The organism is Streptomyces sp. NPDC059224 (genome assembly GCF_042754285.1).
Lineage (GTDB): Bacteria > Actinomycetota > Actinomycetes > Streptomycetales > Streptomycetaceae > Streptomyces.
This window is the reverse complement of record NZ_JBHZAN010000009.1, coordinates 195,658-212,324: the sequence shown is the minus strand read 5'-3', so window position 1 is coordinate 212,324 and position 16,667 is coordinate 195,658. Positions and strand designations below refer to the sequence as shown.

17 protein-coding genes are annotated in these 16,667 nt (G+C 70.9%); 9 read left to right on the top strand and 8 right to left on the bottom strand.

Annotated features, from left to right (window positions below; translation table 11 throughout):
* Window positions 1-80: 80 nt before the first annotated feature.
* Complete coding sequence (gene glnA, locus ACFXI4_RS12235; RefSeq protein WP_384989741.1) at window positions 81-1,490, bottom strand: type I glutamate--ammonia ligase; 1,410 nt, start codon at window positions 1,488-1,490, stop codon at window positions 81-83.
* A gap of 211 nt (window positions 1,491-1,701) precedes the next feature.
* On the opposite strand from glnA, the gene ACFXI4_RS12230 reads away from it, so the two are divergent.
* Entirely contained in the window at window positions 1,702-2,169 is a 468-nt protein-coding gene (locus ACFXI4_RS12230) for an RDD family protein (protein ID WP_384989739.1), read from the top strand.
* A gap of 82 nt (window positions 2,170-2,251) precedes the next feature.
* On the opposite strand, the gene ACFXI4_RS12225 is transcribed toward ACFXI4_RS12230, so the two are convergent.
* A complete protein-coding gene (locus ACFXI4_RS12225; protein WP_384989738.1) occupies window positions 2,252-3,895 on the bottom strand; it encodes an FAD-dependent monooxygenase in 1,644 nt (547 codons plus the stop codon).
* A 211-nt stretch (window positions 3,896-4,106) separates the two neighbouring features.
* On the opposite strand from ACFXI4_RS12225, the gene ACFXI4_RS12220 reads away from it, so the two are divergent.
* From ACFXI4_RS12220 to ACFXI4_RS12190, 7 genes are read left to right on the top strand one after another with little or no spacing between them, the layout of a single operon-like run.
* Window positions 4,107-5,168 carry a SchA/CurD-like domain-containing protein gene (locus ACFXI4_RS12220; RefSeq protein WP_384989736.1) on the top strand — a complete coding sequence of 354 codons (1,062 nt, stop codon included), beginning with the start codon at window positions 4,107-4,109 and terminating at the stop codon, window positions 5,166-5,168.
* Window positions 5,169-5,208: 40 nt separating this feature from the next.
* Window positions 5,209-5,625 carry a cupin domain-containing protein gene (locus tag ACFXI4_RS12215; RefSeq protein WP_362720910.1) on the top strand — a complete coding sequence of 139 codons (417 nt, stop codon included), beginning with the start codon at window positions 5,209-5,211 and terminating at the stop codon, window positions 5,623-5,625.
* Window positions 5,622-6,890: a beta-ketoacyl-[acyl-carrier-protein] synthase family protein gene (locus ACFXI4_RS12210; RefSeq protein WP_362720913.1), complete on the top strand. Its 1,269-nt coding sequence runs from the start codon at window positions 5,622-5,624 to the stop codon at window positions 6,888-6,890. Before ACFXI4_RS12215 ends, ACFXI4_RS12210 begins: the two co-directional genes overlap by 4 nt.
* A complete protein-coding gene (locus ACFXI4_RS12205) occupies window positions 6,887-8,131 on the top strand; it encodes a ketosynthase chain-length factor (protein ID WP_384989734.1) in 1,245 nt (414 codons plus the stop codon). Before ACFXI4_RS12210 ends, ACFXI4_RS12205 begins: the two co-directional genes overlap by 4 nt.
* A 46-nt stretch (window positions 8,132-8,177) precedes the next feature.
* Window positions 8,178-8,429, top strand: coding sequence for an acyl carrier protein (locus ACFXI4_RS12200; RefSeq protein ID WP_362722922.1), 252 nt, complete (start codon window positions 8,178-8,180; stop codon window positions 8,427-8,429).
* A 1-nt stretch (window position 8,430) separates the two neighbouring features.
* Window positions 8,431-8,910, top strand: coding sequence for an SRPBCC family protein (locus ACFXI4_RS12195; protein WP_384989732.1), 480 nt, complete (start codon window positions 8,431-8,433; stop codon window positions 8,908-8,910).
* 12 nt (window positions 8,911-8,922) lie between these two features.
* A complete protein-coding gene (locus tag ACFXI4_RS12190; RefSeq protein ID WP_362722916.1) occupies window positions 8,923-9,255 on the top strand; it encodes a TcmI family type II polyketide cyclase in 333 nt (110 codons plus the stop codon).
* 78 nt (window positions 9,256-9,333) lie between these two features.
* Here the strand turns inward: ACFXI4_RS12190 and ACFXI4_RS12185 are convergent, their stop codons facing one another.
* The 6 genes from ACFXI4_RS12185 to lipB form a co-directional block, all read right to left on the bottom strand.
* Window positions 9,334-10,401, bottom strand: a complete 1,068-nt coding sequence (locus ACFXI4_RS12185) for a methyltransferase (RefSeq protein WP_384989730.1) — start codon at window positions 10,399-10,401, stop codon at window positions 9,334-9,336.
* 39 nt (window positions 10,402-10,440) lie between these two features.
* Window positions 10,441-11,538, bottom strand: coding sequence for a nitrous oxide reductase family maturation protein NosD (locus tag ACFXI4_RS12180; protein ID WP_384989728.1), 1,098 nt, complete (start codon window positions 11,536-11,538; stop codon window positions 10,441-10,443).
* Between the two features lie 137 nt (window positions 11,539-11,675).
* Entirely contained in the window at window positions 11,676-12,377 is a 702-nt protein-coding gene (locus tag ACFXI4_RS12175; RefSeq protein WP_384989727.1) for a DUF4191 domain-containing protein, read from the bottom strand.
* A 79-nt stretch (window positions 12,378-12,456) separates the two neighbouring features.
* Entirely contained in the window at window positions 12,457-12,654 is a 198-nt protein-coding gene (locus tag ACFXI4_RS12170; protein WP_384989726.1) for a hypothetical protein, read from the bottom strand.
* A gap of 214 nt (window positions 12,655-12,868) precedes the next feature.
* Window positions 12,869-13,858 (bottom strand): lipoyl synthase, encoded by a 990-nt coding sequence (gene lipA / locus ACFXI4_RS12165; RefSeq protein WP_362722899.1) that lies wholly within the window; start codon window positions 13,856-13,858, stop codon window positions 12,869-12,871.
* Window positions 13,859-13,965: 107 nt separating this feature from the next.
* Window positions 13,966-14,763, bottom strand: coding sequence for a lipoyl(octanoyl) transferase LipB (gene lipB / locus ACFXI4_RS12160; RefSeq protein WP_384989724.1), 798 nt, complete (start codon window positions 14,761-14,763; stop codon window positions 13,966-13,968).
* A 248-nt stretch (window positions 14,764-15,011) separates the two neighbouring features.
* On the opposite strand from lipB, the gene ACFXI4_RS12155 reads away from it, so the two are divergent.
* Window positions 15,012-16,487: a regulator gene (locus ACFXI4_RS12155; protein ID WP_384989722.1), complete on the top strand. Its 1,476-nt coding sequence runs from the start codon at window positions 15,012-15,014 to the stop codon at window positions 16,485-16,487.
* The last annotated feature ends 180 nt before the right edge of the window (window positions 16,488-16,667 follow it).

The following is a 16,667-nucleotide window of genomic DNA, read 5'->3' as shown; positions in this document are numbered from 1 at the left end:
CCTTCCAGCGGAGGAAGGACACGGCCGACGGCCCACAGACGGCCCAGGGGAGCGGATACCCGCTCTGACCTGGGGCGATATCACACGTCGAAGTAGAGCTCGAACTCGTGCGGGTGCGGGCGCAGCTGGAGGGGGGCGATCTCGTTGGTGCGCTTGAAGTCGATCCACGTCTCGATCAGGTCCGGCGTGAAGACGTCGCCCGCGAGCAGGAACTCGTGGTCGGCCTCCAGACGGTCGAGGACGGCCGGGAGCGAGGTCGGGACCTGCGGGACGCCCGCGTGCTCCTCGGGGGCCAGCTCGTAGAGGTCCTTGTCGATCGGCTCGGCCGGCTCGATCTTGTTCTTGATGCCGTCCAGGCCCGCGAGCAGCAGCGCCGAGAAGGCCAGGTACGGGTTGCCGGAGGAGTCGGGCGCACGGAACTCGACGCGCTTGGCCTTCGGGTTCGAACCCGTGATCGGGATACGCATCGCGGCCGACCGGTTGCGCTGCGAGTACACCAGGTTCACCGGGGCCTCGAAGCCGGGCACGAGGCGGTGGTAGGAGTTCACCGTCGGGTTGGTGAAGGCGAGCAGCGACGGGGCGTGCCTGAGGATGCCGCCGATGTAGTAGCGGGCGGTGTCCGACAGGCCCGCGTAGCCGGCCTCGTCGTAGAACAGCGGGTCGCCGTTGGCCCACAGCGACTGGTGCACGTGCATGCCCGAGCCGTTGTCACCGAAGATCGGCTTCGGCATGAAGGTCGCGGTCTTGCCGTTGCGCCACGCCACGTTCTTCACGATGTACTTGAAGAGCTGCAGGTCGTCGGCGGCGGCGAGCAGGGTGTTGAACTTGTAGTTGATCTCCGCCTGGCCGGCGGTGCCCACCTCGTGGTGCTGGCGCTCGACCTTCAGGCCGTTCTTCTCCAGCTCCAGGGAGATCTCCGCGCGCAGGTCGGCGAAGTGGTCGACCGGCGGGACCGGGAAGTAGCCGCCCTTGTAGCGGACCTTGTAACCACGGTTGTCCTCCAGGGCGCCGGTGTTCCAGGCACCCGCCTCGGAGTCGATGTGGTAGAAGGACTCGTTCGCGGTGGTCGCGAAGCGGACGGAGTCGAAGACGTAGAACTCGGCTTCGGGGCCGAAGTACGCGGTGTCGGCGATGCCGGTCGACGCGAGGTAGGCCTCGGCCTTCTTCGCCACGTTGCGCGGGTCGCGGGAGTACTGCTCGCCCGTGATCGGGTCGTGGATGAAGAAGTTGATGTTGAGCGTCTTGTCGCGGCGGAAGGGGTCGATCCGCGCCGTCGACAGGTCCGCGCGCAGCGCCATGTCGGACTCGTGGATCGCCTGGAACCCGCGGATCGAGGATCCGTCGAAGGCGAGCTCCTCGTCCGGGTCGAACGCATCGACGGGCACCGTGAAGTGCTGCATGACGCCCGGCAGGTCGCAGAATCGGACGTCGACGAACTTGACGTCCTCGTCCGCGATGAACTTCTTGGTTTCGTCGGCGTTCTGGAACATCCAGCTCCTCCTACTTCCGGGCGTTCCCGCGCCGGGGTGGTAGTTCGTTCGTGCGGCCAGTGCGGTGGCACACGCTGTCCCCGACCCTAGGGACGGGTGATTTCTCGGGCGTGACCCATTTGTTTCGCTGAAGTTAACCGGCCTTGTTCCACCGTAGCTCCGGAGCACCCCGCCGGGCGCCGCCCGTCCGCCCGCGCAGTACCGTGTCCCGGTGGACAACAGGCAAGCAATGGGATCGTGGCTCTCCGGGCCCCGCGCGGCCATGGAAGAGGCCGGTGCGGAGTTCGGGTACCGGGGCGAGCAGCTCGGTCTGCCGGAGGACGGGCCGGGCTCCGTCGCCCGCCCGGGGCGGCGGCTCGGCGCGCTGGTCGTGGACTGGGCGCTGTGCGTCTTGATCGCATACGGCCTGATCACCGACGGCTACAGCCCGGCCACCGGCAACTGGGCGCTGCTCGTCTTCCTCGTCCTCGGAGTCCTCACCGTCGGTACGATCGGCTTCACGCCGGGTAAGCGGCTGTTCCGGCTGCGGGTGGTCGGCGTGGAGACGGGACGGGTGCAGCCGTTGCGCGCGCTGGCCCGCACGGTGCTGCTGTGCCTGGCCGTCCCGGCGCTGGTGTGGGACCGCGACGGCAGGGGGCTCCACGACCGGCTGGCGAAGACCGTCGAGGTCCGTATGTAGCCGCGGGCCACTGGGGCCGGTCGCACCGTTCCTCCCCCAGCCTTCGGCCGGGGGTGCCCCCAGCGCCCCTCGCGGGGGCGGCTCACCTGCTCCGCAGCAGCCGGGACAGCACGTCGCGCAGTTCTTCCTCCGGGTCCGCCACCGCGCCGTCCGAGCGCCAGGCCACGAATCCGTCCGGGCGCACCAGGACCGCGCCGTCCGCCGTCGTGCCGTGCGCCTCGGCCCAGTCCGTGCCCGCCTCGTCCAGGACGAGGTCGGCCCCCGCCGCCCCGATGCGGTACGTGTCCAGCCGGAGCCGCTCCGTGTCCGCGATCCGGCGGGCCGCCGTGTGCCAGGCCGCGCCCGCCGCGGAGCCCGCGTCGCTGAGCAGCACCAGGGACCGCTCGTACAGGTCCAGCGTGGAGAGCCGTTCGCCCGCGCGCCGCAGCCACAGATGGGGGGCCCGGCTGCCCGGCCGGCCGGTCAGGTTCATCCCATCGGGTACGACCGGCTCGCCCGGGTCCGCGCCGACGACCGCGCCCTTCGGGTACCGGTAGCCGAGGACGATGTTGAGGATCCCGTCGCGCTTGCCGGCACCGATGCCGGGCGCGGGCGCGAACCCGGGGTGGCTGTGCTCCACCGAGCGGGCCGAGGCGCGGGCGCTGGTGGCGACGGCGACCGGGCGGCGCTCGGCGTCGTACGACTCCAGCAGCCCGGGGCCTGCCCAGCCGTCGAGCACGGCCGCCAGCTTCCACGCCAGGTTGTGCGCGTCCTGGATGCCGGTGTTGGAGCCGAACGCGCCGGTCGGCGACATCTCGTGCGCGGAGTCGCCGGCCAGGAAGACCCGCCGGTCCGCGTACCGTTCGGCGACCCGTTCGGCCGCCCGCCAGGAGGCACGGCCGGTGATCTCGACGTCGAGGTCGGCAACGCCCACCGCCCGGCGGATGTGCCGGGTGAGCCGCTCCTCGGTGAACTCGTCGAGGGTTTCGCCGCGTTCGGGGTGCCAGGGGGCGTGGAAGACCCAGCGCTCCTTGTTGTCGACGGGCAGCAGCGCGCCGTCCGCCTCCGGGCCGGTGAGGTAGCAGCAGATGAACCGCCGGTCCCCGACCGTGTGCGCGAGAAGCTTGGAGCGGAAGGTGATGCTCACGTTGGCGAACAGGTCGCCGGGGCCCGTCTGGCCGATGCCGAGCCGGCCCCGGACCGGGCTGCGCGGCCCGTCGGCGGCGACCAGGTAGTCCGCGCGGACGGTGTACATCCGGTCGGAGTCACGGTCGCGGACGTACGCGGTCACTCCTTCGGGGTCCTGCTCGAAGGACTCCATCTCGTGGAAGTAGCGCAGCTCGCCGGTGAGGGACTCGGCCGCCTGGCGCAGCACCGGCTCCAGGTCGTTCTGGCTGCACAGGCACCAACCCGTAGGGCTGAATCTCGCGATGCCGCCGCCGGGGTCGATCTCCCTGAACAGCCAGTCGCCGGCGTCGCCGGCCAGCGTCGGGGCCTGCAGGATGCCGTGGTTGTCGGCGAGGAGTGAGGCGGCGGACTTGATGCCGGGCTCGATGCCGGCCTTCCGGAACAGCTCCATGGTCCGCACGTTGTTGCCCCGGCCACGGGGGTGGACCGAGGTCCCGGAGTGCCGCTCGATCAGCATGTGCCGTACGCCTAGACGGCCCAGGAACAGGGACATGGACAGGCCCACGAGGGAGCCGCCCACGACGAGGACGGGGACCTGGTGATCGGTTCTGTGCTGCATCGGGAACTCCAGGAACGGGTGGCGGGGCGTCAGGTGCCTTGGGACTTCCATGCCCCTTCCGCGCCGTTCGGAGGGGTTCCGCGTGCGCAATCACCCACCTGGTTCACGCGAGTCGCGCGCTTCCGAGGACCGGCACAGGATCAAGAAGCGCTGACGCCGCGTCATCGGCGGAGGCGTAGGCCGCTGCCCCAGCGAAGGAGATGTGCGAAGCATGACGACGATCTCGGAAAAGGTTTCGGAAAAGCTGACCCGCCCGGTGTCGAAACGGGTCTCCCAGACCGTCTTCGACGGCTCCCGGCTCCGGGTCGTCCTGCTCGTGGACGTCTTCGACGGCGCGCAGCAGCAGTTCCTGGAGGCCTACGAGCAGCTGGGCAGCCAGGTCGCCAAGGTGCCCGGGCACGTCAGCGACCAGCTCTGCCAGTCGATCGAGAACCCCTCCCAGTGGCTGATCACCAGCGAGTGGGAGAGCGCCCCGCCGTTCCTCGCCTGGGTGAACAGCGAGGAGCACGTGGAGATGGTGAAGCCGCTGCACAGCTGCGTCCGGGACACCCGTTCGCTGCGTTTCCAGGTGGTCCGTGAGACCGGCGGCCCGTCGGCGGACGCGGAGCGGATCCTGCAGGACGGGCCGCGGGTGGGCGACGGCGTGATCCGCCACGCGCTCACCTTCACGGTCCGGCCGGGCAGCGAGGAGAAGGTCGCGAAGCTGCTCTCGGACTACGCCTCGCCGCAGCCGGAGGTCGACGACTCCACCCGCCTGTGCCGGACCTCGCTGTTCATGCACGGCAACCGGGTGGTGCGGGCCATCGAGGTGCGCGGCGACCTGATGGCCGCCCTGCGCCATGTCGCCCGGCAGCCCGAGGTGCGGGCCGTCGAGGAGGCCATCAACCCCTACCTGGAGCAGGACCGGGACCTCAACGACCAGGAATCCGCACGGTTGTTCTTCACCCGGGCGGCGCTGCCGGCGGTGCACCACGTCGTCGCCGAGGAGCTGGCCGAGGGCGACCGCCACGCGCTCTGCTACCCGGCCCGTCCGGGCTGCGGGCTGCGGCTCGCCGAGCTGCTGGCGCAGCAGGACGAGGCATCGGCCGAGGACCCGGCCAGCCCGGTGCTGCACAGCACGGTCTTCCAGCGTGACGACATCGTCGTACGGCTGGTCGAGCAGCGGCCCGGCACCCCCGTGGACACCGTCCCGGCCCACGCGCTGACCGCACTGCTGGACGGGGAGGCGGTGCGGATGAGGCTCCTCACCGACCGCCGCTCGCCCGACGCCTGACTCCCACCACCGCCGGATCACCCCCACGGAGGAACTAGAGATGAAGCCCATTCCCAAGATCGTGGATCTCAGCGAGATCGAGCCCAACACGCGGCGCGGCGGCGACCTGCGCGCCATGCTCACCCCGGCCACGGTCGGTTCCACCAGCGGTTTCATGGGTGTGGCCATCGTGCAGCCGGGCGACCGGATCGCCGAGCACTACCACCCGTACTCCGAGGAATTCGTGTACGTGGTCTGCGGTGAGATGGAGGTCGACCTGGACGGCGAGCCGCACCCGCTGCGGCCCGAGCAGGGCCTGATGATCCCCATCAACATGAAGCACCGTTTCCGCAACGTCGGCAGCGCCGAGGCCCGGATCGTCTTCCACCTCGGCCCGCTGGCACCCCGCCCGGCGCTGGGCCACGTCGACACGGAGGAGACGGAAGCCGCCGTCGCCGTGGGGCAGGTCCGGTCGTGACCCGGCGCGTGGCGGTTACGGGCATAGGCATCGTGGCTCCGGGGGGTGTGGGCGTACCGGCGTTCTGGGACTTGCTCGCCTCCGGCCGGACCGCGACGCGCGGCATCACCTTCTTCGACCCCTCCGGCCTCAGGTCGCGGATCGCGGCCGAGTGCGACTTCGACCCGGCGGCGCACGGGCTTGCCACGGAGGAGATCGAACGGGCGGACCGATACATACAGTTCGCCCTGGTCGCCGGTGACGAGGCGGTCCGGGACTCCGGTCTCGACCTGGCCAGGGAGAACCCCTGGCGGGTCGGGGTGTCCCTGGGCACGGCGGTCGGTGGAACCACCCGACTGGAGCACGACTACGTCCTGGTGAGCGCCGGCGGTCAGCACTGGGACGTGGACCACCGGCAGGCGCAGCCCCAGCTGCACCGGGCGTTCTCCCCGAGCACCCTTGCCTCCGCGGTGGCGGAACGTTTCGGCGCCCAGGGTCCGGTACAGACCGTCTCCACCGGCTGCACCTCGGGCCTGGACGCCGTGGGCTACGCCTTCCACACCGTGCAGGAGGGGCGCGCCGACATCTGCATCGCCGGTGCCTCGGACTCCCCGATCTCACCCATCACCATGGCCTGCTTCGACGCGATCAAGGCCACCTCCCCGAACAACGACGACCCCGAGCACGCCTCGCGCCCCTTCGACAACCGCCGTGACGGCTTCGTCATGGGGGAGGGCGGCGCGGTGCTCGTCCTGGAGGAGCTGGAGCACGCCAAGGCCCGCGGCGCGCACATCTACTGCCAGCTCGACGGCTACGCCACCTTCGGCAACGCCTACCACATGACCGGTCTCACCAGCGAGGGCCTGGAGATGGCCCGCGCCATCGAGACCGCTCTCGACCACGCCCGCCTCGACCCCACCGCCATCGACTACGTCAACGCGCACGGCTCGGGCACCCGGCAGAACGACCGCCACGAGACCGCGGCCGTGAAGAAGGCGCTCGGGCAGCACGCCTACAGCACGCCCATGAGCTCCATCAAGTCCATGGTGGGCCACTCGCTCGGCGCGATCGGCGCGATCGAGGTCGTCGCCTGCGTGCTCGCCCTGGCCCACCAGGTCGTCCCGCCCACCGCGAACTACGAGACCCCCGATCCCGAGTGCGACCTCGACTACGTGCCCCGGGTCGCCCGCGAACGGCCCCTGGGCGGCGTCCTGTCCGTGGGCAGCGGGTTCGGCGGCTTCCAGTCCGCGGTGATCCTGACCCGGCAGAGAGGACGGACACGATGAGCGAACCCCGGTCTCGACGGGCGGCCGTCACCGGCATCGGTGTCGTCGCGCCCAACGGAACCAGCACGGAGACCTTCTGGAAATCCGTCCAGGAGGGACGCAACGTCCTCGACAAGGTGACCCGCGACGGCTGCGATCACCTGCCCATGAAGGTGGCCGGCGAGGTCCGTGACTTCGACCCGGCGGCCGCCGTCGCGGAACGCCTCATCGTCCAGACCGACCGCTTCACGCACTTCGCGATGGCCGCGGCCGACCTGGCACTCGAAGACGCCCGGCTCGGCCGCGCCGACACCGACGGTTCGCCGTTCGACGTCGGCGTGGTCACCGCGGCCGGCTCCGGCGGCGGCGAGTTCGGCCAGCGCGAGCTCCAGCGGCTCTGGGGCAAGGGCAGCCGGTTCGTCGGCCCCTACCAGTCCATCGCCTGGTTCTACGCGGCCAGCACCGGCCAGATCTCCATCAGGCGAGGCTTCAAGGGGCCCTGCTCGGTCGTCGCCGCCGACGAGGCCGGCGGCCTGGACGCCCTGGCGCACGCCGCCCGCGCGGTGCGACGCGGTACCGACGTCATCGTGGCCGGTTCCACCGAGGCGCCCATAGCTCCGTACTCGATGGTCTGCCAGCTCGGCTACGAGGAACTCAGCCGGGAGACCGACCCGGCCCGCGCCTACCGTCCGTTCACCGAACAGGCCTGCGGGTTCGTGCCGGCCGAGGGCGGCGCCATGCTCGTCGTGGAGGACACCGGCTCGGCCCGCAGACGCGGACTGCCGGTCCGGGCCACCATCGACGGACACGCGTCGACCTTCACCGGGGCCTCCCGCTGGGCCGAGTCGCGGGCCGGGCTCGCCGAGGCGATCCGCGGCGCGCTCGCCGAGGCCGGCTGCGCCCCCGAGGAGATCGACGTGGTCTTCGCCGACGCCCTCGGCGTGCCGGCGGCCGACCGGGCGGAGGCGCTGGCCATCACCGACGTGCTCGGCACGCACGGCAGGCGGGTGCCCGTCACCGCGCCCAAGACCGGGATCGGCCGGGGGTACTGCGCGGCCCCCGTGCTGGACACCGCCGCGGCGGTCCTCGCCATGGAACACGGCCTGATCCCGCCGACCCCGGGTGTCCACGACATCTGCCACGACCTCGACCTCGTGACCGGCAGCGCCCGCGCCGCCGCACCACGCACGGCGCTGGTCCTCAGCCGGGGACTCATGGGGTCGAACTCGGCACTCGTGCTGCGGCACGGCGCGGCCGGGTGAGCCGGAGAAGAGACAGCTGCCCAGCAGCGAAGAAGGAGGAGTCCCCATGTCCATCACCGTGGACGAACTGTCCGAACTCATGAAGAAGGCCGCCGGCGTCACCGTCGCACCGGCCGACCTCCAGGACCGGGCGGACAGCGGCTTCGACGCCCTCGGCGTCGACTCGCTCGGCCTGCTCGGCATCGTCGGCGAGCTGGAGAACCGGCACGGCGTGCCCATGCCGGTGGACGCCGAGCGGTGCAAGACCCCCCGCCAGTTCCTCGACCTCGTCAACAGCGCCATGCCCGCGGGAGCCTGACATGACCGGACACACCCAGAACGAGATCACCATCGCCGCGCCCGTCGACCTGGTCTGGGACATGACCAACGACGTGGCCAACTGGCCCCAGCTGTTCAGCGAGTACGCCGCCGCCGACATCCTCGAGCAGGAGGGGAACAAGGTCACCTTCCGGCTGACCATGCACCCCGACGAGAACGGCAAGGTGTGGAGCTGGGTCTCCGAGCGCGAGACGGACCGCCGCGGCCTGCGGGTCAAGGCCCGCCGGGTCGAGACCGGCCCGTTCGCGCACATGGACATCGTCTGGCAGTACGAGGAGGTCCCCGCCGGCACCCGGATGGTCTGGACCCAGGACTTCGCCATGAAGCCGGAAGCCCCCGTCGACGACGAGTGGATGACCGACAACATCAACCGGAACTCCAAGGTCCAGATGGCCCTGATCCGGGACAAGATCGAGAAGGCGGCCACCGGCCGGCGCCCCGACCCGGCCCTGGCCGACTGAGCGGAGGACACCGTGCACCAAGCCCTGATCGTCGCCCGTATGGCGCCGGGCTCCGCTCCCGACATCGCGAAGGTGTTCGCGGAGTCCGACCGGGGAGAGCTGCCGCACCTCGTCGGGGTGGTCCGGCGCAGCCTCTTCCAGTTCGGCGATGTGTACATGCACCTCGTCGAGTCCGAGCGCGAGCCCGGACCCGCCATCGCCAAGGTCACCTCGCACCCCGAGTTCAAGGGCATCAGCGAGCGCCTCACGGCGTACGTCAGCGCGTACGACCCGGAGACCTGGCGTTCCCCGAAGGACGCGATGGCACAGCGCTTCTACCTCTGGGAGCGCGACGGCGGTGTGTGAACCGTCGTACCGCCGTACGCCGACGGTGCCGGACCCGCGCACGACGCGGGCCCGGCACCGGCATGTCCGGGGCCTGCCTCAGGCGGGCACCATGCAGTCGAAGGCGTGCAGGTACGGGTTGACCGGGCGGATGTCGTTGACGCTCAGACCCGCGTCGGTCAGCCGGCGCACCATGCTGTCGGTGGTGTGCTTGGCACCGCCGACGTTCAGGAGCAGCAGCAGGTCCATCGCGGTGCTGAACCGCATCGACGGGGTGTCGTCGACCAGGTTCTCGATCACCACGACCCGGGCCCCGGGGCCGCCCGCCGCGACCACGTTGGCCAGCAGCTGCGCGGTGGACTCGTCGTCCCACTCCAGGATGTTCTTGATGATGTAGACGTCCGCGTCGACCGGCACGGCCTCCCGGATGTCACCCGGCACGATCCGTGCCCGGTCCTCCAGGTCACCGCCCGCGCGCAGCCGCGGCAGGGCCTTCTCCACCACCTTCGGCAGATCCAGCAGGTAGCCCTTCATCGCCGGGTACTTGTCCAGCAGGCAGGCCACCACGTGCCCCTGTCCGCCGCCGAGGTCCGCGACCGAGCGGCTGCCGGACAGGTCGAGCAGGGCCGCGACCTCGCGGGCCGACTGCTCGCTGGAGGTGGTCATCGCCCGGTTGAAGACGTCCGCCGACTCCGGGGCGTCCTCGTTCAGGTAGACGAAGAACTCCTTGCCGTAGAGGTCCTCGATGACGTTGCGGCCGCTGCGCACCGCCTCGTCGAGCTTCGGCCAGGCGTCCCAGGTCCACGGCTCGGTGCACCACAGGGCGATGTACCGCAGGCTGTGCGGGTCGTCCTCGCGCAGCAGCCGGGAGGTCTCGGTGTGGGCGAACGTCCCGTCCGGACGCTCGGCGAAGACGCCGTAGCAGGACAGGGCGCGCAGCAGCCGGCGCAGCGGCCGGGGGTCGGTCTGCACCGCGGACGCCAGGCTCTCCACGGTCATCGGGGCGTCCCCGAGCGCGTCCGCGACGCGCAGCCGGGCGGCCGCGCGGACGGCGGCGGCACAGGCCGCCCCGAACACGAGCTCGCGCAGCCGCATCGACGGGGGCGGCGCGTCCTGGCGCGTCGGCTCCGTCGCCGGCGCCGAGAGGTCGCGTGCTGGTGCGGTCATGTGCCGCCTTCCTTCCTTCGGGGTCGTACGGCTGTCAGGTCAGCACAGACCCGCGGGCTTGGACTTCTTGCAGCTGTTGCTCTTGAACCTGTTGCCGTGCTTGGCGGCTTCCTGGTTGATCAGGTCGGCGGGTGCGTTGCCAGACAGCTTGTTGCCGGTGACCTGGTTCCTGTCGCTGGTGGCGCCCACGAAGCTCTTGAAGACCACGATGCCGCCGGACAGCGGGGACTTGCCGGAGTTGCCGGTGACGGTGTTCCCGGTCACCAGGGTGTCCTCGGCGCCGGTCAGGACGATGCCGGAGCCCTGCAGGAAGAACAGCCGGGCGGTCTTCTTGCAGTACTTGTTGTTCTTGACGAGCCGGTTGTCGGCGATGACGATGCGGCCGGCCTTCGGCTTGTTCTCGTCGCCGACGACGAAGACGCCCGCGCAGTTGCCGTTCACCGAGTTGTCCGAGACGGTCAGGTTGCGCAGCCGGCGCACGGTGACGCCGACCCGGTTCTTCTCCACCAGGTTGTGCTCGACCACCGTGCCGTGGGTGTCGGTGGCACCCTTCTCCGTGGTGATCGAGTTGGCGAGGAACAGCCCCGCGTCGCCGTTGCTCCGGATGACGTTGTACCGGTAGGCGCTGTGCACGGAGCGCTCTTCGGCGATGCCCCACAGGCCGTTCTTGACGGCGGCCACGCCGTGCACGTCCAGGTTGGCCGTGTCGGCCGCCATGACCCCGGTCCGGGAGAACCCGGTCAGGGTCATCCGGGTGATGGTGACGTTCTCGACGGGCCTGCTCTTGGTGCCGACCACGCAGATGCCGTTGCCCATCTCCGCGCAGGACTTCCCGGCGGCGGCCTTCCCCGACGTGGTCTTCCTGGCCTTCTTCGCCTTCTTGGCCGGCTGGAGCACGGTCGCCGGGCCCACGCCGCTCAGGGTGAGGTCGGACTTGGTCACCCGGACGCTCTGGCGGTACGTGCCGGCCAGCACCATGACGGTGTCGCCGGGCCTGGCGGCGTCGACCGCCTTCTGGATGGACTCGCCCGGATGCACCAGGAAAACTTGGTGCGTGGCGGTCGCCGGAGCGGCGCCGAGGAGGGAGCCGCACAGGGCGGCGCTGCACGCGAGGTATGTAATATGGCGTTTTGTCACATTGGTCAGGCTAGGAGCAGATGACCCGATAACCCGCCGGATGCTCCGTTCGGCGGCGTGTCCTCCGGACCGCGCGGGAAACGACGAAGGCGCGGCGGTCGCACTCGACCACCGCGCCCCGGATCCGCTGGCGTGTTCTACCGCCCCCGCGGCCCGCCCTTGGGCATCCGCATGCCCTTGGGCATCGGGCCCTTCGGCAGCGGCATGTTGCTCATCAGGTCGCCCATCGCCCGCAGCCGGTCGTTGGTGGTCGTCACCTGGGGACCGCTCAGGACCCGCGGGAACTTGAGCATCGTGGTCCGCAGCTTCTTCAGGTCGACCTGGCCCTCGCCGGTGCCCACGATCACGTCGTGCACCGGCACATCGGCCACGATCCGGGCCATCTTCTTCTTCTCGGCGGCCAGCAGGGTCTTCACCCGGTTCGGGTTGCCCTCGGCGACCAGGACGATGCCGGCTTTGCCGACGGCCCGGTGCACCACGTCCTGGTTGCGGTTCATCGCCACCGCCGGGGTCGTCGTCCACCCCCGCCCGATGTTGTCCAGAACGGCGGCCGCGGCACCCGGCTGGCCCTCCATCTGGCCGAAAGCCGCCCGCTCGGCCCGGCGGCCGAAGACGATGGCCGTCGCGAGGAAGGCGAGCAGCAGGCCCAGGATGCCCAGATAGACCGGATGGCCGATCAGGAAGCCGATCACGAGGAAGACGGCAAGGGTGCCGAGACCGACACCCGCAAGTACAAGACCGATCACCTTGTCGGCCTTGCGGGTCATCTTGTACGTCAGGACGATCTGCTTCAGTCGTCCCGCATTCGCAGCGTCCGCTGCGGGTTCCTTCCTCGCCATGCCCCGAAGTCTACGTGGCCCCGGGAGTGCCTTCGACGGCAGTGCCCGGGAAGGGCTGGAGAAGGGCTGGAGGAGGCCGTCAGGGGCGGCCGGCGACCTGCTCCAGGAAGCGCTGCGCCTCGACCCGGTCCTTGGCGCGACGGCGGTCCTCGAGCACGGAGGTCCAGGCGTTCTGGCGGGCGGTGCGCTGGCCGCCGCTCATCAGGAGGGACTCGACGGCGCGTAGCGCGTCGGTGAGGGACGGGATGGCGTTGGCGCGGACGGGCGCGGCCTGCATGGTGAAGGTTCTCCCTCGGCGTGGGTGTACGTGCTGTGATTCCAGGGTCACTGTTCGGTGTTACCAGGGCGTGACCGACCGGTCAAACACCAATGAAACCTTGATGCGCGGCCCCCGCACGCCGACGCGGTCCTGACGGGCGTCCTCATCAGCGAGGACGGTCAGGACCGCGGTCATTCGGTCATTACTGGCCGGTAGTAACTTGTGCGCGAGTTCACACAGTCTGCGCGGCGGTGAGGGAGCCGCCCCGCCGGGGAGCGTCCGTCTGACGCAGCTCCATCGCCATCCCGTACAGGCGCCCGGCCCGGTAGGAGGAGCGGACCAGCGGCCCGGACATCACCCCGGAGAAGCCGATCTGCTCGGCCTCCTCCTTCAGCTCCACGAACTCCTGCGGCTTGACCCAGCGCTCCACCGGGTGGTGCCGCACGCTCGGGCGCAGGTACTGCGTGATGGTGATCAGCTCGCAGCCGGCCTCGTGCAGCTGCCGCAGCGCCTCGGAGACCTCCTCGCGGGTCTCGCCCATGCCGAGGATGAGGTTGGACTTGGTGACCAGGCCGAAGTCGCGGGCCTCGGTGATGACCTTCAGCGAACGCTCGTAGCGGAAGCCGGGACGGATCCGCTTGAAGATCCGGGGCACCGTCTCGACGTTGTGCGCGAACACCTCGGGACGGGACTCGAAGACCTCGCGGAGCAGCTCCGGGACGGCGTTGAAGTCCGGGGCGAGCAGCTCGACCTTGGTGCGGCCGGCCTCGCGCTCCGCCGTCTGCGCGTGGATCTGGCGCACCGTCTCGGCGTACAGCCAGGCGCCGCCGTCCTCCAGGTCGTCGCGGGCGACGCCGGTGATGGTGGCGTAGTTCAGGTCCATGGCGACCACGGACTCGCCCACGCGGCGCGGCTCGTCGCGGTCGAGCGCCTCGGGCTTCCCGGTGTCGATCTGGCAGAAGTCGCAGCGCCGGGTGCACTGGTCGCCGCCGATGAGGAAGGTCGCCTCGCGGTCTTCCCAGCACTCGTAGATGTTCGGGCAGCCGGCTTCCTGGCAGACCGTGTGCAGGCCCTCGCTCTTCACGAGGTTCTGCATCTTCGTGTACTCGGGGCCCATTTTCGCCCGGGTCTTGATCCACTCGGGCTTGCGCTCGATGGGGGTCTGGGCGTTCCGGACCTCCAGGCGCAGCATCTTGCGTCCGTCGGGTGTGACTGCGGACACGTCGGCTCCCTGTAACTTCGATTCCTCGGCGTACACCAGGGTACGCCCGTGATTGCTGGGCCCTTCCGTGGAGGCCAACCCCTCGGCCGCAGGGCGCATTCCCCAAGTCAGGCGGGGGTCTTCTCGATCTCGCGCGGCTTGAGCTCCGCGTTCTCCAGGACGTCCTTCAGGTGGCGCTCCACCACCGGCAGGACCTCCGCGATCGTCACGTCCCGGCCCAGCTCGGCCGCCAGGGAGGCCACTCCGGCGTCCCGGATGCCGCACGGGATGATCCGGTCGAACCACTTGTTGTCCGGGTTCACGTTGAGCGCGAAGCCGTGCATCGTGACGCCCTTGGCCACCCTGATACCGATCGCGGCGATCTTCCGGTCCTCGCGGCGCTGCCCGGCGTTGGAGGGCGCGTACTCCGGGCCGGCGAGGCGGGGGTCGAACTCCTCGTCCTGCAGCCGGGGGTCGAAGTCCAGGGACAGGCCCCCGAGCGCCGGCCGCCGCTCGACGGGGTCGCCGAGCACCCACACCCCGCTGCGCCCCTCGACCCGGGTGGTCTCCAGGCCGAACTCGGCGCAGACGCGGATCAGTGCCTCCTCCAGGCGCCGTACGTGCGCGACCACGTCCACCGGGCGCGGGAGCTTCTGGATCGGGTAGCCCACCAGCTGGCCCGGACCGTGCCAGGTGATCTTGCCGCCGCGGTCCACGTCGATGACCGGGGTGCCGTCCAGCGGCCGCTCGCTGTCCGCGGTGCGCCGGCCAGCCGTGTACACCGGAGGGTGTTCGAGCAGGAGCACTGTGTCGGGCGTCTCGTCGGCGAACCGCGCCGCGTGCACCCGGCGCTGCTCGTCCCAGGCCTCCTGGTACTCGACGGCGTCCGCGCCGAACCCCATACGGACGAACCGCAACTCACTCACGGCAAGCGCCTCCCTCGGGCGATGGGTGTGTCAGGCACATAACGCGCCCAAGCCACTGTACGTCCGCCCGTCGCGCGTCAGCCCTGGGGTCAATCCTCACACGATCGGATGAATGAAGGTCGAGATGTGCGACCTGCTGCTCACTCTCCGCTACATTCGCGCCGTTCAAGAGCGCCAAAAGGGCTGCTCACCGGCAATCCGGGCACAAGCTACCGAGCTGAGCCAGAAGGCAGGAGACCGCACCCCAGATGACGGACCGACCCGCGCAGCGCACCCCCAACCGCCAGCTCGCCGCGCTCATCGCAGAAGCAGGGTTCTCCAACGCGGGTCTGGCCCGCCGGGTCGACCAGCTCGGTCTCGAACACGGGCTGGACCTCAGATACGACAAGACGTCGGTCACCCGATGGCTGCGCGGCCAGCAGCCCCGGGGTACGACCCCCGCCCTGATCGCCGAGGTCTTCACCCGGCGCCTGGGCCGCCGGCTCACCGCCCAGGACCTGGGCCTGGACGCCTGCGCCCCGGTGTACGCCGGGCTGGAGTTCGCGTCCTCCCCCGAGGAGGCCGTCGACATCGTCAGCGGGCTGTGGCGCAAGGACTCCGGCAGCCACGCCGAGCTCCGCAAGATCGCGTTCACCCCGGCCGGGCTCGTGGTGCCGAGCCGGGACTGGCTGATCGGCCGCGCGGACGACCGGGTGGCCCGCGGCGAACCGGCACCGGCGGCGGTGGCCCGGGTCCCGGCGCAGACCCGGCCCGCCGCCGTGCCCAGGCAGACACCCGCGGCGCCGGGACGCCCGCGCGGCCAGGCCGAACGCGGGCCCGGCCAGCGGGTCACCGGCGGGGACATCGCCGCGCTGCGCTCGGTCGGCGAACTGTTCCGTACGCTCGACGACGCGTACGGCGGCGGGCACGCCCGGCAGGCCCTGGTGCGCTACCTGGAGCACGAGTGCGAGCCGATGCTGCGCGGCACGTACGGCGAGCAGACCGGCCGCAAGCTGTTCGGCGCGGCCGCCGACCTGACCCGGCTCGCCGGCTGGACGTCGTACGACATCGCCGCGCACGGGCTCGCCCAGCGGTACTTCGTCCAGTCCCTGCGCCTGGCCCAGGCCGCCGGGGACCGCTCCTACGGCTCCTACGTGCTGGTCACCATGAGCCGGCAGGCCGTCTACCTCGGCCACGGCCGGGAGGCGGTGCAGCTGGCGCGGGTGGCCCAGCAGGGCGTGGGCACCAGCGCCCCGCCGATCGTGCAGGCGCTCCTGCACGCGGCCGAGGCCCGCGCGCACGGGGTCCTCGGCGAGGTACGGGCGTGCACCGGCGCGCTGGTCCGGGCCGAACGCGCCCTGGAGACGGCCCGGCCCGGCGACGACGTGCCCCACTGGGCCCGCTTCTTCGACGAGGCGCAGCTCGCCGACGAGCTCGGCCACTGCCACCGGGATCTCCAGCAGTTCCGGGCGTCCGCGCAGCACGCGGAGCGCTCGCTGCAGCTCCGTGCGCCCTCCTACGCGCGCAGCCGCCTCTTCTGCCGGATCGTCCTCGCCACGGCCCGTCTGGGCCTCGGCGAACTCGACCAGGCGTGCACGCTCGGCGCGGAGGCGGCGGGCGCCGCGGCGGAGATGCGCTCGGTGCGCGCGATCGAGTACGTCAGGGACTTCGAGCGCCGGCTGGAGCCGTACAAGGACGCGGCGCCGGTGAAGGGGTACCGGGAAAAGGTCGCCGTGCTGACCTGACGGTCCGCTGCGCGGTGCCGCGGTCCGCTGTGGCGGTGATCGGCCACGCCGGTTCCGGTCCGTCGCCGGGTGCGGCGCCGTCGTGGCCGATCGCGCAGTTCCCCGCGTCCCTGAAGGGGCGGGCTTGTGCCGCCCGGTGCTGCGCCGGGTCGCCGCGCTGACCTGACGGTCCGCTGCGCG

Excerpts from the sequence above, each read along its gene's own strand:
- glnA (WP_384989741.1), bottom strand. The coding sequence starts at position 1,490 with ATGTTCCAGAACGCCGACGAAACCAAGAAGTTCATCGCGGACGAGGAC.
- ACFXI4_RS12225 (WP_384989738.1), bottom strand. The coding sequence starts at position 3,895 with ATGCAGCACAGAACCGATCACCAGGTCCCCGTCCTCGTCGTGGGCGGC.
- ACFXI4_RS12220 (WP_384989736.1), top strand. The coding sequence starts at position 4,107 with ATGACGACGATCTCGGAAAAGGTTTCGGAAAAGCTGACCCGCCCGGTG.
- ACFXI4_RS12215 (WP_362720910.1), top strand. The coding sequence starts at position 5,209 with ATGAAGCCCATTCCCAAGATCGTGGATCTCAGCGAGATCGAGCCCAAC.
- ACFXI4_RS12205 (WP_384989734.1), top strand. The coding sequence starts at position 6,887 with ATGAGCGAACCCCGGTCTCGACGGGCGGCCGTCACCGGCATCGGTGTC.
- ACFXI4_RS12200 (WP_362722922.1), top strand. The coding sequence starts at position 8,178 with ATGTCCATCACCGTGGACGAACTGTCCGAACTCATGAAGAAGGCCGCC.
- ACFXI4_RS12195 (WP_384989732.1), top strand. The coding sequence starts at position 8,431 with ATGACCGGACACACCCAGAACGAGATCACCATCGCCGCGCCCGTCGAC.
- ACFXI4_RS12185 (WP_384989730.1), bottom strand. The coding sequence starts at position 10,401 with ATGACCGCACCAGCACGCGACCTCTCGGCGCCGGCGACGGAGCCGACG.
- ACFXI4_RS12175 (WP_384989727.1), bottom strand. The coding sequence starts at position 12,377 with ATGGCGAGGAAGGAACCCGCAGCGGACGCTGCGAATGCGGGACGACTG.
- ACFXI4_RS12170 (WP_384989726.1), bottom strand. The coding sequence starts at position 12,654 with ATGCAGGCCGCGCCCGTCCGCGCCAACGCCATCCCGTCCCTCACCGAC.
- ACFXI4_RS12155 (WP_384989722.1), top strand. The coding sequence starts at position 15,012 with ATGACGGACCGACCCGCGCAGCGCACCCCCAACCGCCAGCTCGCCGCG.